Genomic DNA, 13,711 nt, shown 5'->3' with positions numbered 1-13,711 from the left:
GTCAGGCGCGAGCCGACGAGTTGGTGGACCGGGTGGTGGAGTTGGCGGCCTCGGCTTCCAGAACCAGGGCCTCGGCCTCGACCACGACGTCGGTGCCGGAATCGCGGACCCGCAGGCTCGGCCTGCGCAAGAACACCGCCCAGGTGACGAGGGCACAGGCGACGTAGAAGCCCATGAACACCCAGAAGGCGGTGGTAGCGGACTGCGTGGACGAATACGACGAGCGCAGCACCAGGTTGATGCCGACTCCGCCGAGCGCACCGATGGCGCCGACGAAACCGATCAACGCACCCGAGGTGTTCTGCGACCAGGCGGCCTGCTCGGCGGGGCTCGCGTCCAGGCTCTTGGACTTCGCGTCGAACACCGACGGGATGATCTTGGTGACGGCGCCGTTGCCGAAGCCGGAGAGCACGAACAGCGCGATGAAACCGATCACCATCACCGTCATCACCCCGCCGGTCGCCACGCCACCGTTGCTGTCGGCCCTCGTGCTCGCCAGGCCGACGACGAGGGCGGCGGCCATCATCGCGCCGAAGACGACGATGGTGACCTTGCTTCCGCCGATCCGGTCGGCCAGTTTGCCGCCGTACGGGCGGGCCAGCGAGCCGAGCAGCGGGCCGATGAAGGCGATCGACGCGGCGTGCACCGCGGCCTGCGCGACGGTGTCGCCGCCCGCCTTGAAGCTGATCTGCAGGATCTGGCCGAAGGCGAAGCTGTAACCGATGAACGAACCGAAGGTGCCGATGTAGAGAAAGGCGATGGCCCAGGACTGCGGCACCCTCAGCGCCTTCACCATGTAGGACAGGTCGGCCTTCTGGTTCTTCAGGTTGTCCATGAACAGCGCGGCGCCCAGACCGGACAGTGCCACGAGCACCAGGTAGATCGCGCAGATCAGCGAGCCGTAGCCGTCACCGAGGGTGGCGAGCACCAGCAGCCCGAGCAGCTGGATGACCGGGACGCCGATATTGCCGCCCGCCGCGTTCAGACCGAGCGCCCAGCCCTTGAGCCGCTGCGGGTAGAAGGCGTTGATATTGGTCATCGAGGAGGCGAAGTTGCCGCCGCCGAAGCCGGCGAACGCCGCCACGATCACGAAGGTGGTGTAGGAGGTGCCGGGCTGATTGATGAAGTACAACGTCAGCAACGTCGGGATGAGCAGCATGAACGCGCTGAAAATGGTCCAGTTGCGGCCGCCGAAGCGGGCGGTGGCCACGGTGTAGGGGATCCGGAGCAAACCGCCGACCAGGGTCGGCACCGCCGCGAGGAAGAACTTGCCCGCCGGGTCGATGCCGAACTCGTCGGCGGGCATGAACAGCACCATCACCGACCAGATCGACCAGACCGAGAAGCCGATGTGCTCGGCGACCACCGACCAGATCAGATTGCGCTTGGCGATGTCCTTGCCGCCTGCTTCCCAGGCCGCGACATCCTCGGCATCCCAATGCTCGAGGTTGCGGTTACGCGTCAGCGTGCTCAACAACAGGGCCTCCCAAAATCGGTTGGCCCAACGGTAGGAAACGGGTATTGCCGAAATGCTGCGGAAAATGACCGTCAAATCAACGGTTGCTCACGCTGCACGGGAAATGTGGGTGAGATGTTTCCGGCATGTGACGCAACGGTTTCCGCAGGTGTCCGAACGCCTGCTCGCGCGCTCCGGCGCGGTGAGGTCGCCTGTCAGCATGACCTGCGTCACGCTCGGCCGCAAGTCCTACGAATCAGCGCGCCGGCATCCGGCGCGCCGCCGGGTTATCAGCGGCGGCGCCGGGAGCTCGTTCAGCGAGCCGACCAGGTGTCCTCGAGCATGCGCGGCTTGCACGCCTGCCAGGCACCGGTCAGCAACACCAGCACGGCCACCCCGAGGAAGGCGAACGGCGCGGCCCAGCCGCCGGTGGCGGTGTGCAGCATGCCGAACAGCACCGGACCGGCACAGGCCACCGCGTAGCCGACGCCCTGGGTGAAGCCCGACAGCGAGGCCGAACCGGCCGGGGTGCGGGTACGCAGGTTGATCAGCGTCAGCGCCATCGGGAAGGTGCTCGGGCCAAGCCCGAGCACGATCACCCACAGGATCGGCGCGCTCATCGGCGCGATCAGCAGACCGGTGAAGGCGACGAAGAAACACACCGCGCAGCCGATCACCACGGGGAACGGGTTGGCCATCCGGGCCGCGACGGTGGGCGCTGTCAGGGCGGCGACCAGCCCGACCACCGCGAACAACGCGACCATGGTGCCGCCGAAGGCCGCGCTCGCGCCGGCGTCGGCGAAGATCGTCGGCAGCCAGGTGAACATCGAATAGGTGGTCAGCGAGGTCATGCCGAACATGCCGGCCATGCCCCAGGCCACCGGCGAGCGCCACGCCTTGCCGGTCGCGGCCTTGCCCGCGGGCAGGGCGGTGGTGTCGACCTTGTCGCGGCCGCGCCGATCGCGCAGCACCCCCAACCACGGGACGGCAGCCGCGAAGCCGAGCAGCGCCCACATGCCGAGCGAGATCCGCCAGCCGTGCGCTTCGGCGACCGGCACCGCCACCAGGGCCGGCAGCACGGTGCCGATCTGCACCATGGTGATGTAGAGCGCGCTGACGATCGCGAGCCGGTCCGGGAAGTACCGCTTGACCAGCGGCGGGATCACCACATTGCCGACGCCCATACCGCCGAGGGCCAGCGCCGAGAAGACGAACAGTTCCGCGGTGCCGGAGACGAACACCCGGATGAGCATGCCGAGACCGGCCATCAGCATGGCGACCAGCGCGGTGCGTTCCAGGCCGAGCCTGCGCACCATGACCGGCGTCAGCAGCCCGGACAGGGAGAACATCAGGGTGGGGATCATGCCGAAGACGCCGACGACGGCGGTGCCGTACCCGATCTCGTGGCCGATCTCCTCGGCCAGCGGGGTGAAGGCGGTGACCGCGACGCGCAGCACCAGCGCCGACATGATGATCGCCGCGAGTACGAGCAGCCTGCCCTCGGTCAGCGCACGACGGCGCTCGGCCGTCGACGAGCCTGCGGGGCTGCTGGTGGTTTCGGGCAGGGTTGCGGTCACCGAGAAATCATAGGATGACCGGATGACGGGAGCAAGCCGATGTGACGAGCGGTACCCTGTTGCGGTGCAACCCGTCCGCCGCACCAGTCTCATCGCGCAGGTCACCGAACAGCTCCGGGCCGAAATACGCTCGGGCCGTTGGCCGATCGGCTCACGCATACCCACCGAGCCCGAACTCGCCGAACTCACCGGCACCGGGCGAAATACGCTGCGCGAGGCGGTGCAGGCGCTCGTCCATGCCGGGATGCTCGAACGGCGTCAGGGTTCGGGCACCTACGTGATCGCCAACTCCGAAGTCAGCGGCGCGCTGGCCAAGTACTTCGCCGACGCCCAGGAACGCGACATCCTGGAACTGCGCCAAGCACTGGACACCACCGCGGCCGCCCTCGCCGCGCAGCGCCGCGACGAGACCGATATCGCCACCATGCGGCGGCTGCTGGAAGAACGCAGCAAGTCCTGGGACGAGGACAACCCCGCGGCCATCGAGGCCGACGTGCAACTGCACCGCGCCATCGTCGTCGCCAGCCACAACGCGGTGTACCTGGAGTTCTACGATTCGCTGCTGCCGGTGATCGAGGCGGGCATCCGCTCGCGCACCTCGAAATACGGCGATTCCTACGACGCCGAACATCGCGAACTGGTCCAGGCCGTCATCGACGGCAATCCCGAACGCGCCGCGCAGGCCGCTCGCTGCTTCCTCGGATCCCTGCTCGCCGAGTATCCGGCACCGGGCAGCGAGGCCGAGTAACCAACCCGTCACCGGTGTGCCTGATCACCGGTGAGGCGGATGTGCCGCGATCGTCACTGCGCGCCACGTGAGCGCAACAACCGGCTCCTACCTTGTGATTCGACCGCTCAGGCACCCGACGGCTCGCGACGAACCGGTCAGGGCACCACGGCGCTGCGATGAGGCAGCGCTGCCACGATGAGGGAGCGGTCGCAGTGCGATCGAGAGGGAGCCGATGACCGCGACAATCGACACCGGCAGTCACACACCGTCGTTCAGCTACCAGAGGCGCGGACGCTGGATCGACAGCTGGGAACCCGACGACCCCGAGTTCTGGGAATCCGGCGGGGCGCGCACGGCCCGCAAGAATCTCGCCTTCTCGGTGTTCGCCGAGAACCTCGGATTCAGCGTCTGGGTCATCTGGGGGTCGGTCGTCACCAGCATGGGCGCGGCCGGATTCGGCTTCCTGGCCGGGCTCGGCAAGGGCGATCCGGTCGCGGTGAGCAACGCCCTGCTGCTCACCTCCACCCCGACGCTGGTCGGTGCGGCCCTGCGCATCCCCTACACCTTCGCCATCCCCCGCTTCGGCGGCCGCGCCTTCACCGCGTTCAGCGCGGCGATGCTGTTGCTGCCAACCCTCGGACTGGCCTACTTCGTCAATCAGCCCGAGACCCCGATGTGGGTGTTCCTGTTGCTGGCGGCGCTCGCGGGCGTGGGTGGCGGCAACTTCTCGTCCTCGATGGCCAATATCTCCTTCTTCTTCCCGGAAGGGAAAAAGGGTGCGGCCCTCGGCATCAACGCCGCGGGCGGCAATCTCGGCGTCGCGCAGACCCAGCTGATCCTGCCGCTGCTGATCACCCTCGGCACGCATCTGACCGCGAAGGACCCGGCCGGCTACCGGCTCGGCATCACCCTCGCGGTGCTGGTGTGGGTGCCGTTCATCCTGATCGCTACCGTCGGCGCGGTGCGCTGCATGGACAGCCTGCGCACCGCGAAGTCCGACGGCCGGTCCTATCGGCTCGCGCTGACCAATCCGCACACCTGGGTGATGTCGCTGCTCTACATCGGCACCTTCGGCTCGTTCATCGGCTTCTCCTTCGCCTTCCCCACGCTGATCAAGGCCAACTTCCCGAACCTGGCGAATATCGGCTGGATCACCACCCTCGGCAATCTCGCCTTCCTCGGCGCCCTGGTCGGTTCGTTCAGCAGGCCGTTCGGTGGCTGGATCTCCGACCGGGTCGGCGGTGCCAAGATCACCCTCGGGGTGTTCGGCGGTATGGCCGTCGCGGTGGCGTTGATCATGGCCGCGCTGGAGCTGAAGAGCTTTCCGCTGTACCTGATCTCGTTCCTGCTGCTGTTCGTGCTCACCGGCATCGGCAACGGCTCCACCTACCGGATGATTCCGTCGATCTTCAGCGCCGAGGCACGCAAGTACGCCGCCGAGCACGATCTCGATCCGGCCGAGGCGGCGGCCTCGGCAAAACGGCAGGCGGGTGCGGCGATCGGCGTCATCGGGGCGATCGGCGCCTCCGGCGGATACCTGCTGCAGCAGGCGCTTCGACTGTCCAACATCAATTTCGGCAGCATGTCGCCCGCCTTCTGGGCGTATGCGATCGCCTTCCTGGTGATGGCGGGCGTGACGTGGTGGTTCTACCTGCGCTCGTCGTTCGCGGTGGCGCGGGTTCCGTCACTGGCGTACGCGAACGTCTGAGATGGGTTCGGCCGCACCGGGTGTGGCGTCGTCGATGCGGCGCCGCACCCGGTGCGCGTCGACCGGGAGCGCCGAATCAGCGCGGGCGGAGTCGACCCGGCGCAGCAGCGAGTCAGAGCAGGAACCGCACCATATCCGCGGTGCGGGCCAGGCCGGGCAGGGCCTCCGGGGTCGATCGTGGATGCAAGGCGTGCACCGCGAGCCGGAACATCACCGCCCGCAACAACATCTGCGGCCACTCCGGCAGATCCGACCAGCGCTCCAACAGGCCGTCGTCGGCACCACCCCACGACAGCGCGTCCACCACGACCACACCCGCGGCCCACGCGGCCGGACGCCAGTACGGGGTGATGTCGCTGAGCCCGGGAGTGTCGGCGCCGGAGAACAATACGGTGCCGAACAGGTCGCCGTGCACCAGCTGCGCGGGCGTGTGCACCGGTTTACGCAGGGTGGCCAGCTGCCCGATCAACTCCATGCTGTGCCTGCCATCCGGTGACGTCGTCGGCAGCGCCCCGCCCGCGCGCAGGCTGCGCAGCGGCACCGCCTCCCAGGCGGCGCGGTCGGCGGCAACGAAGACGTCGACGTCCATCCACGGCGCCACCGGCGGCTGCACCAGGAACCGCGGCCGCTCGAGATGCGCGGTGGCGGCATGCAACCGCAGCGACACCGACACCACCTCGTCGTGCCGGGGTTCCGGAATACCTTCCAGGAAGGTGTCCGCCCGCCAGCCGGAGACGACGTAGCGGCCGTCGGTGGCGCGCACCGGCCGCGCCAGGCGCAGCCCGTCGACCTTCAGCGTTTCGCGCACCTTCGCCGACCAGGCCGCCCGTGCGTGATCGGCGACCGGGCTGAGCACCACGCCACCGAGGCGCCAGCCGCCTTCCCAGTCGCCCAGCGCAATCGGCGTCACCTCGCGCAGGCCGAACGTGGCTCGCACATGCTCGGGAGGCTCCACAGATGTCACGGCCGTACCGTACTCCCGGCGACGCGCCCGAAACGGGCGCCGCGCCGAGGTTGCCGGCGATGCGCTGGGCGGTCGCTCAGTACACCGGGAGTGAGGGGTCGACCTGGTTCGCCCAGGCGATCACACCGCCCTGCAGATGGGTGGCGTCGGCGAAGCCCGCGCGTTTGAGCGCGGCCAGCGCCTCCGCGGACCGGATACCGGTCTTGCAGTGCAGCACGATCGGCCGATTCTGCGGCAGTTCCGACAGCGCCTCACCGGACAGGATGCGGTCCTTCGGGATCAGCGTCGCGCCCTCGATCCGCACGATGTCCCATTCGACGGGCTCGCGCACATCGATGATCGCGACGTCCTTGCCGGCGTCGAGCATCTCCTTCAGCTCACGCGCGGTGACGGTCGAACCGGCGGCGGCCGCCTGGCCTTCCTCGCTCACCACACCGCAGAACGCGTCGTAGTCGATCAGTTCGGTGATCGGCTGACGCTCCGGATCGCGGCGCAGCTTGATGGTCCGGTAGGTCATATCCAGTGCGTCGTAGACCATCAGCCGGCCCAGCAGCGGGTCGCCGATGCCGGTGATCAGCTTGATCGTCTCGGTCACCATGATCGAGCCGATGGATGCGCACAGCACACCGAGCACCCCGCCCTCGGCGCAGGACGGCACCATGCCCGGCGGCGGCGCCTCCGGGTAGAGATCGCGGTAGTTGATGCCGCGGCCGTCGGGTGCGTCCTCCCAGAACACCGACACCTGGCCCTCGAAGCGGTAGATCGAGCCCCACACGTAGGGCTTGCCCGCGAGGACGGCGGCGTCGTTGACCAGGTAGCGGGTGGCGAAGTTGTCGGTGCCGTCGACGATCAGGTCGTATTCGGAGAACAGCTCGACGGCGTTGTCCGGTTCCAGCCGGATCTTGTGCAGTCGCACGTCGATGCCGGAGTTGATCTCCAGAATGGAATCACGGGCGCTGTCGGCCTTGGAACGGCCGATATCGGATTCGCCGTGGATGACCTGGCGTTGCAGGTTGGACAGGTCGACCTCGTCGAACTCGACGATGCCGAGCGTGCCGACACCGGCGGCGGCCAGGTACAGCAGAGCGGGCGAGCCGAGCCCACCCGCGCCGATCACCAGCACCTTGGCATTCTTCAGCCGCTTCTGCCCGTCCACGCCCACATCGGGAATGATCAGGTGGCGGCTGTAGCGGGCGACCTCGTCCCTGGTCAGCTCCGCGGCCGGCTCGACCAGTGGCGGCAGGGACTTCGGTGATGACACGTCCAGAACTCCTCGAATCGAATGGGCCGGTCACGATGCGTCGGGCGCACACCTCGGTGCGCTATCGGTGCAACACCGAGGACCCGGCCGTTCTTCCCCGCCCATGGTCGCGCATGGACGGTGCCGGGCGACAACCGGGCCGGGCCGTGCCGACCCCGGCGTAGGCCGGTTCAGCCGCGCGGGTACGGCCAGGGATTGAACCGGCAGCGTTTACCGTCCATCGGCACCACCCCGTCGGGGTCGAGGGTGGCGATGACGTTGTTCTCCACGCCGAAGGTCTGCTGCATCATCACCGGCGCCAGGCCGCCGTCGGTCTCGCAGGGCTGATGCTGGTGGTAACCGATGGCGTGGCCGACCTCGTGGTTCACCAGGTACTGCCGGTAGGAACCGATATCGCCCTCGAACGCCAGCGCGCCGCGCACCCAGCGGGCCTCCGACAACACCACCCGGCCCAGGTCGGAGTTGTAGCAGGAGGAGTCGATCTCGATCTCGAAACCGCATGCGGTGCGCGCCGTTTGGCGCGAGGTGAGCGAGACCCGGAAATCCGGTTCGCCCTGATCCACCCGGCGGAAGGCGAACTTGCGGTCATGAGTCCAGCTCTTCGGATTGGCCAGCGTGGAGTCGACCATCTTGGCCACCGACGCGTCACCGCCGTAACCGGTGGTGTCGAGACCGTCCTCGATCTCGACGGTGTAGCTGAACACGTACTGCTCCCCGATGCCCACCTGCGCGCTGGTCCCCGGCACCACCCGCCAGGTCCCCGCGCCGTTCTCCACGAACTGGCCGCCCTCGGGCAGCGCACCGGTGGGCAGATCGTCGGGGAACTTGCCGTCACCGGGCGGGGCGCCGATGACACCCGCGCTCGCCGCCGGCGGGCTCAGCCGCCCGAATCCGGGTTCCCCCGCCGCGGGCGCGGGATCCGGCCCGGTGCGGATGGCATCGACGATCACGATGAGCGTCACCGCGAACAACACCGGCAGCGCATACGCCCGCCAGCCGTAGGTGGACACGAATCGGCCGATGGCGCTCTGCTTCTTCACATCACGCGACGGTCGCGGGGCACGCGAACGAGCCTTCTCGTCCGGTGCGGTGGGGTCCCAGCGTGCGCGCAATGGTTGCCGCGAGCGGTCGGAGGTGCTGGAGTCCGGCCATGCCACGGGGCTCGTCACTGCGGAACCGGAGTCCTCGGAACCATGGGGGCGGTGCGCATCGCGCCCGCCGCCGGTCGGCTTTTCCGGTCGGTCGGTCACGGGAAACAGCCTCTCACAGTGCGAAAGACCGCGGCACCATGCATCGGCGGGGCGGCAGATCACTGCGAGATTTCTCACCGATGGCTATGCATTCACCACCCCCATCGGAAAGTGTGACGCGAGCGGGTATCGTGCTGTGGATAACCCGGTGCACACCCCTTTTGCCGGGGAATCGACTGGGAGATCCGAAATGACTGACCTCGTGGACCGGATGACGTCCCGCAGAACGTCGTCCGAGGCCATGACCCCGGCCAAGCGCGGCACCAGGCTGCCGCGCGACGAACGACGCCAGCAGCTGCTCGCCGCTGCCAGTGAGGTGTTCGTGCTGCGTGGCTATCACGCCGCGGGTATGGACGAGATCTCGCAATGCGCCGGCGTCAGCAAGCCGGTGCTCTACCAGCACTTCACCAGCAAGCTCGAACTCTACGTCGCGGTGCTGCAGAACTACGTCGACATGCTGGTGTCGAGCGTGCGCCAGGCGCTGCGCTCCACCACCGACAACCGGCAGCGCGTGCGCGCGGCGGTGCAGGCCTACTTCGACTTCGTCGACAACGAGATGCAGGGCTTCCGGCTGGTCTTCGAATCGGACCTGACCAACGAGCCGCAGGTGCAGCGTCGGGTGGAGCAGGCCACCGAAGCCTGTGTGGACGCCGTCTTCGATCTGGTGGCCCACGACTCCGGCCTCGACCCGTACCGCGCCCGCATCCTTGCGGTCGGCCTGGTGGGCGCGAGCCAGTTCACCGCACGCTACTGGCTGGAAGCCGACCGCCCGATCCCGAAGGACGAGGCCGTCGACACCACGGTCGCACTGGCATGGGGCGGGCTGTCCCACGTGCCACTGCACCCCATCGAGGAAGTACTGCGCGCCCGCCACGATCAGTAGGCACGGCCGATCAACGACAGAGCCCCCGGCATCCGGTTCGACCGGACGCCGGGGGCTCTTCGTTCGGCTGTTGCTCAGACGGCGGCGAAGCCGACTCGGCCGCCGGTGGCGGTGCCGATCTCGACGTAGGCGACCTTGGCGGCCTGGATCAGGAACTTGCGACCCTTCTCGTCGGTCAGCGAGACGACACCGCTATCACCGCTGAGGGCACCGGACACCAGCGCCTCGACCTCGTCGGGGGTCTGCGAGCTGGTGATGACGAGCTCGCGCGGGCTATCCGAAATACCGATCTTGACCTCCACGGCCAACCTCCGAACATAGAGTCGTGTGCTGTCGCACCAAGGCTAATGCAGCCCTGCGGGGTGCAGGCATCTGACCGCCTGCGCTGTCAGCGAAACACCCGCACCGCGCCCCGGCTGCTACTTCGGCTCGACGAGCTGGATGTCGAGTTCGACCTTGACCGCATCGCTGAGCATGCCGGGCAGCGGGCCGCCGACGCCGAAGTCGGTGCGCTTGATGGTGCCGGTCGCGGAGAATCCGGCGTGGTTGTCGCCGGTCGCGCCGAACTCCTGCACCCCGCCCCATTCGACCTCGAGGGTGACCGGCTTGGTGATCTGGCCGAGCGTCGCCTCGCCCTGGACGGTGAACGTCTCCGAGATCCGGACCGGCTCGGTGGCGCGGAAGGTCAGCGTCGGCCGGTTGGCCACGTCGAGGAAGTCGGCGGTGCGTACGTGGGCGTCGCGGTCGGGGTTGCCGGTGTCGAACGAGTCGAGGTAGATGGTGGCGCCGATGGTCGCGGCCCCGGATTCGTCGACGACGAACTCGGTGTCGAACTTGGTGAAGCTGCCGCGCACCTTGGAGATGCCGAGGTGGCGGATGGTGAACGCGACGGTCGAGTGCGCGGGATCCAGGGTCCAGGATCCGGGGCGCAGCTGCTGGGTGGCGGTGGTGGTTTCCGGTGTAGTCATGGGTTCCACCATGACCGGACCGCGGTCCGCTAACCAGACCGCCGTTATCCTGGACCTGGCAGGGCGCGGATAAGCCGGCCCCGACGAGGCACGATGGACGGCATGGCACGAAGCAGGTTCGCCGAATTCCTGGTCGCCCGGCGCGCGGAGTTACGCCCGGGCGATCTCGGATTGCCCGAGGGGCGCCGCCGCCGCACCCCGGGACTGCGCCGTGAAGAGGTCGCGGTGCGGGCCGGCGTCAGTGCCGACTATCTGGCGCGGCTGGAGCAGGGCCGTGACAACAATCCGTCTCCGGCCGTGGTGGAGGCCCTCGCCGACGCGTTGTTACTACGTGGTGAGGCGCGCTACCAGTTCAACATCCTCGCGCTGACCGCCGCCGACGGCTCACGCTGCCCCGGCGGGGAGGCCGAGCCGGAGCAGGTGCCCGAGACCATCCAGCAGGTGCTGCGCGCGCTCGCGCCGACCCCGGCCTTCGTGGTCGGCAGGCAACTGAATGTGCTCGACTGGAACGCTGCGTGGGCGGATTTCGCCGCACCGCTCGGGCTGCTCGACGATTCCTCGCCCAACCTCGCCCGGTTCACCTTCACCCATCCCGCGGCCCGGCGGGTGCTGCGCAATTGGTCGCAGGCCGCGGACGCCTTCGCGGCGGCCCTCAATCGCGCGATGGTGCGCTGGCCCGCCGACGACGCACTGCGCGAGACGATCGATCGGTTGCGCGGCCACCCGGATTTCGCCGAACGCTGGACCCCGCAACGCCTCAACGAGCCGACCGTGCCGCTGCTGCGCTTCGACCATCCGGTGCTCGGTGAGCTGGACGTGCCGTTCGAAACCTTGGAAACGACCGGCGATCAGAGCCTGGTCGTCTGGCTCGCCGACCGGGTCCAAGCCACCGGCCTGCACCTGGTCCGCGACCGCGCGGCCAACGAATAGGGTCGGCGAATCCACCTGACGGCTCGTAGGCGCCGGCCGGTCTCAGAGCCGCGAGGTGCGCACGTGTATGCGCTCACCCTGTGGGCCGAACAGGCTCAGCACCTCGACACTCCCGCGGCCGGTCGCGCCGAACCAGTGCGGAATCCGGCAGTCGAAACCGGCCGCCTCGCCGGCACTCATCACGAAATCGCGGGCACCCAGCCGCACCCGTAGCCGTCCGCGCAGAACGTACAACCACTCGTATCCGGTGTGGGTGCGCAAGAACGGCTCATCGTCGGTGGCCGGAATGGTCATGGTGTAGGCGCGTGGTTCGCCACGGTGCCGTGAGAGCGGAATCAACACCCGGCCGTCCGTGGCCTGCGTCGGCCGCGGTGCTCGCGGGTCGGCGATCCTGGGCGAGGCCACGATCTCGTCGAGCGGTACGTCGAGAGCAGCGGTGATCGGCAGCAGCAGTTCCAGACTCGGTTTGCGCTGTGCCGATTCCAGCCGCGACAGCGTGCTGGTCGAGATCCCGGTGGCGCGTGCGAGTTCGGCGAGGCTGACGCCCTTCTTCTCCCGCGCCCGGCGCAATCGCGGTGCGATCTGCTCGATGACGGCATCGACGCTCGGCTGCCCATCCATGGGCCCATCGAAGCGAATCCGTCCCAATTTCAGCAAGAATCTTTGCTGATACCGCAAATCGGCCGCGATGCTGTCGGCGGAGGTGATCCGGATGGACACAACAACAACAGCACTGGGCGGGTCCACACCCGCAACCGGCGGGGACCGATTGTCCTCGCCCCGACCGCGCGGTGCTGCCGGCCGCGCACGGTCCGACCGCCTGCCCCTCGGCGTCTACCTGCTGGGATTCAGCTTGTTCGCGATGGGCACGGCCGAATTCCTGCTGGCCGGGGTGCTACCCGCGGTCGCCGACGATCTGGACACGACGCTGTCCTCGGCGGGGATGCTCATCACCGCGTTCGCGCTCGGTGTGGTGCTCGGCGGACCACCGCTCGCGGTCCTCGGCCTGCGCTGGCCGCGCCGCACGGCCCTGCTGGTCACGCAGGGGATCTTCGCGGCGGGCATCGTCGCCGGCCTGGTCGGTAATTACCAGGTGCTGCTGATTTCCCGGGCCGTTTCCGGCGTCGCCTATGCGGGGTTCTTCGCGATCGCGTCGGTGACAGCCATCAGCTTGGTGGCCTCGGATCGAACGGCCAGGGCGTCCGGCGTGGTCGTCAGCGGGCTGAGCATCGCCATGGTCGCCGGCGGTCCCGCGGGGACGCTGCTCAGCCACTTCACCGACTGGCGTGGCGGTTTCTGGGCGGTCGTCCTGCTGACCGTCGCCGCCATGATCGGATGCAGGCTCGGCCTGCCCGGCGCGGACTCCGGAGCTCCGGCCGCCCGGCCGAGCGTGGCCAGGGAACTGCGCACCATGCGGTCACCGCGCCTGTGGGGGATCTACGCGATCACGATCGCGACGACGGCCGCGTACATGGTGACGTTCAACTATCTCGCGGCGATGCTCGCCGAGATCACCGCGGTGGCCGAGGTATGGATCCCGGCGATCCTGGCACTGTTCGGCGTCGGCGCTTTCGCGGGCTTGTCCATCGGCGGCCGCATCTCCGACCGGCGGCCGCATCTGGCGCTGGCGACGGGCGCCACGGCCATCGCGGTGCTGTCGGCGGTGATGGTCGCCGCCATCGACCGGGTCTGGCTGGTCGTGCCGACGGTGTTTCTGCTCGGTGTGGCAGCGTTCGTACTCAATCCCGCGCTGTACGGGCGGGTGTTCGCCCTCGCGGGCGACGCCCCGACGCTGGCCGGGGCCACCACCGTGTCGGCCTTCCAGCTCGGTATCAGCATCACGCCGGTACTGGCGGCCGTGCCGTTGTCCCGCGGCGCCACCCTGACCTCGGTGTGCTGGATCGGGGCGCTGCTGGCGCTGGCAGCACTGCCGCTCGTGCTCACCGATCGCGCCGGTATGCCGACGCGATGACCCGGGGCGATC

13 protein-coding genes are annotated in these 13,711 nt (G+C 68.5%); 5 read left to right on the top strand and 8 right to left on the bottom strand.

The features are described from left to right. Position 1 precedes the first annotated feature (1 nt). Entirely contained in the window at positions 2–1,477 is a 1,476-nt protein-coding gene (locus tag GV790_RS01230) for a nitrate/nitrite transporter (RefSeq protein WP_163809526.1), read from the bottom strand. Positions 1,478–1,770: 293 nt separating this feature from the next. Beyond that, positions 1,771–3,033, bottom strand: coding sequence for a CynX/NimT family MFS transporter (locus tag GV790_RS01225; protein WP_375139356.1), 1,263 nt, complete (start codon positions 3,031–3,033; stop codon positions 1,771–1,773). 64 nt (positions 3,034–3,097) lie between these two features. On the opposite strand from GV790_RS01225, the gene GV790_RS01220 reads away from it, so the two are divergent. Both GV790_RS01220 and GV790_RS01215 read left to right on the top strand, forming a co-directional pair. Further along, positions 3,098–3,781 (top strand): FadR/GntR family transcriptional regulator, encoded by a 684-nt coding sequence (locus GV790_RS01220; RefSeq protein WP_163809524.1) that lies wholly within the window; start codon positions 3,098–3,100, stop codon positions 3,779–3,781. Between the two features lie 214 nt (positions 3,782–3,995). After that, the gene (locus tag GV790_RS01215) at positions 3,996–5,471 is read left to right on the top strand and encodes an MFS transporter (protein WP_163809523.1); all 1,476 of its coding nucleotides are present in this window, start codon (positions 3,996–3,998) and stop codon (positions 5,469–5,471) included. 112 nt (positions 5,472–5,583) lie between these two features. Here the strand turns inward: GV790_RS01215 and GV790_RS01210 are convergent, their stop codons facing one another. The 3 genes from GV790_RS01210 to GV790_RS01200 all read right to left on the bottom strand — a co-directional run bounded on the left by GV790_RS01210 (position 5,584) and on the right by GV790_RS01200 (position 8,865). Further along, complete coding sequence (locus tag GV790_RS01210; RefSeq protein WP_163809521.1) at positions 5,584–6,435, bottom strand: TIGR02569 family protein; 852 nt, start codon at positions 6,433–6,435, stop codon at positions 5,584–5,586. A gap of 76 nt (positions 6,436–6,511) precedes the next feature. Next, a complete protein-coding gene (gene moeZ / locus GV790_RS01205; RefSeq protein WP_163809519.1) occupies positions 6,512–7,696 on the bottom strand; it encodes an adenylyltransferase/sulfurtransferase MoeZ in 1,185 nt (394 codons plus the stop codon). Between the two features lie 170 nt (positions 7,697–7,866). Beyond that, positions 7,867–8,865 carry a DUF3152 domain-containing protein gene (locus tag GV790_RS01200; RefSeq protein ID WP_280212701.1) on the bottom strand — a complete coding sequence of 333 codons (999 nt, stop codon included), beginning with the start codon at positions 8,863–8,865 and terminating at the stop codon, positions 7,867–7,869. A 271-nt stretch (positions 8,866–9,136) separates the two neighbouring features. Between GV790_RS01200 and GV790_RS01195 the strand changes: the two genes are divergently transcribed. Beyond that, positions 9,137–9,829: a TetR/AcrR family transcriptional regulator gene (locus GV790_RS01195; protein WP_163809517.1), complete on the top strand. Its 693-nt coding sequence runs from the start codon at positions 9,137–9,139 to the stop codon at positions 9,827–9,829. 74 nt (positions 9,830–9,903) lie between these two features. On the opposite strand, the gene GV790_RS01190 is transcribed toward GV790_RS01195, so the two are convergent. Both GV790_RS01190 and GV790_RS01185 read right to left on the bottom strand, forming a co-directional pair. Continuing rightward, positions 9,904–10,131, bottom strand: a complete 228-nt coding sequence (locus GV790_RS01190; protein WP_036539130.1) for a DUF3107 domain-containing protein — start codon at positions 10,129–10,131, stop codon at positions 9,904–9,906. Positions 10,132–10,248: 117 nt separating this feature from the next. Beyond that, positions 10,249–10,797 carry a YceI family protein gene (locus GV790_RS01185; RefSeq protein ID WP_163809515.1) on the bottom strand — a complete coding sequence of 183 codons (549 nt, stop codon included), beginning with the start codon at positions 10,795–10,797 and terminating at the stop codon, positions 10,249–10,251. A 102-nt stretch (positions 10,798–10,899) separates the two neighbouring features. On the opposite strand from GV790_RS01185, the gene GV790_RS01180 reads away from it, so the two are divergent. Then, the gene (locus GV790_RS01180; protein ID WP_256672933.1) at positions 10,900–11,727 is read left to right on the top strand and encodes a helix-turn-helix domain-containing protein; all 828 of its coding nucleotides are present in this window, start codon (positions 10,900–10,902) and stop codon (positions 11,725–11,727) included. Positions 11,728–11,769: 42 nt separating this feature from the next. Here the strand turns inward: GV790_RS01180 and GV790_RS01175 are convergent, their stop codons facing one another. Continuing rightward, on the bottom strand, positions 11,770–12,348 hold the full coding sequence (locus tag GV790_RS01175) for a helix-turn-helix domain-containing protein (protein ID WP_163809511.1): 579 nt from the start codon (positions 12,346–12,348) through the stop codon (positions 11,770–11,772). Between the two features lie 91 nt (positions 12,349–12,439). On the opposite strand from GV790_RS01175, the gene GV790_RS01170 reads away from it, so the two are divergent. Then, positions 12,440–13,699: an MFS transporter gene (locus tag GV790_RS01170; RefSeq protein ID WP_163809509.1), complete on the top strand. Its 1,260-nt coding sequence runs from the start codon at positions 12,440–12,442 to the stop codon at positions 13,697–13,699. The last annotated feature ends 12 nt before the right edge of the window (positions 13,700–13,711 follow it).

The sequence above is a fragment of the Nocardia cyriacigeorgica genome (assembly GCF_010858045.1).
In the GTDB taxonomy this organism is placed as follows: Bacteria; Actinomycetota; Actinomycetes; order Mycobacteriales; family Mycobacteriaceae; genus Nocardia; species Nocardia cyriacigeorgica_E.
The sequence above is the reverse complement of the archived record's forward strand: the minus strand, read 5'-3'. Positions and strand labels throughout refer to the sequence as shown.

What these genes read in the sequence shown, in the direction of transcription:
- GV790_RS01215 (WP_163809523.1), top strand. Translation starts at nt 3,996, where the DNA reads ATGACCGCGACAATCGACACCGGCAGTCACACACCGTCGTTCAGCTAC.
- GV790_RS01195 (WP_163809517.1), top strand. Translation starts at nt 9,137, where the DNA reads ATGACTGACCTCGTGGACCGGATGACGTCCCGCAGAACGTCGTCCGAG.
- GV790_RS01185 (WP_163809515.1), bottom strand. Translation starts at nt 10,797, where the DNA reads ATGACTACACCGGAAACCACCACCGCCACCCAGCAGCTGCGCCCCGGA.
- GV790_RS01180 (WP_256672933.1), top strand. Translation starts at nt 10,900, where the DNA reads ATGGCACGAAGCAGGTTCGCCGAATTCCTGGTCGCCCGGCGCGCGGAG.
- GV790_RS01175 (WP_163809511.1), bottom strand. Translation starts at nt 12,348, where the DNA reads ATGGATGGGCAGCCGAGCGTCGATGCCGTCATCGAGCAGATCGCACCG.
- GV790_RS01170 (WP_163809509.1), top strand. Translation starts at nt 12,440, where the DNA reads ATGGACACAACAACAACAGCACTGGGCGGGTCCACACCCGCAACCGGC.